Source organism: Streptomyces regalis, assembly GCF_001509475.1.
GTDB lineage: Bacteria > Actinomycetota > Actinomycetes > Streptomycetales > Streptomycetaceae > Streptomyces > Streptomyces regalis.
Genome location: NZ_LLZG01000258.1, coordinates 1 through 371 on the forward strand (window position 1 = coordinate 1; position 371 = coordinate 371).

A 371-nucleotide genomic window follows, 5' to 3' on the forward strand; every position below is an offset into this window, starting at 1 on the left:
CCCGCGGTCGGTGCATTTTGGCCCAACAAGGGGGTTTTTCCCCGCCCCCGGTTCGCCCCCTGGGACCCCACCCCCCCCCGCCGCATCACTCACCGCCCCGACCACCCGAATGTGCCCCCGCTCACACATCCGCGCCGCCAACCGCACCAACTCCCCGCGCTGCCGTGGATCCAGCCCCCGGTCGAGCCCATCCGCAAGCACGGTCAGCGTCTGCATCGCCGCGGGCACCTCACCGACCGCGTCGACCTCCAGCACCCCGGGCCCGGTCAACAGCACCAACGACAGCGCGAGATACCGCAGCTCACCATCGCCCAGCCGACCGAGCTCCGTCCGCACCCCGTCCCCCCGGTCGAGCACCCCCCGCACCGTCC

The 371-nt window shown here is 73.0% G+C and carries 1 pseudogene; it reads right to left on the bottom strand.

Annotation, left to right across the window (positions count from 1 at the left end):
• A pseudogene (locus ADL12_RS56785) lies at positions 1 to 371 on the bottom strand (hypothetical protein); the annotation flags it as partial.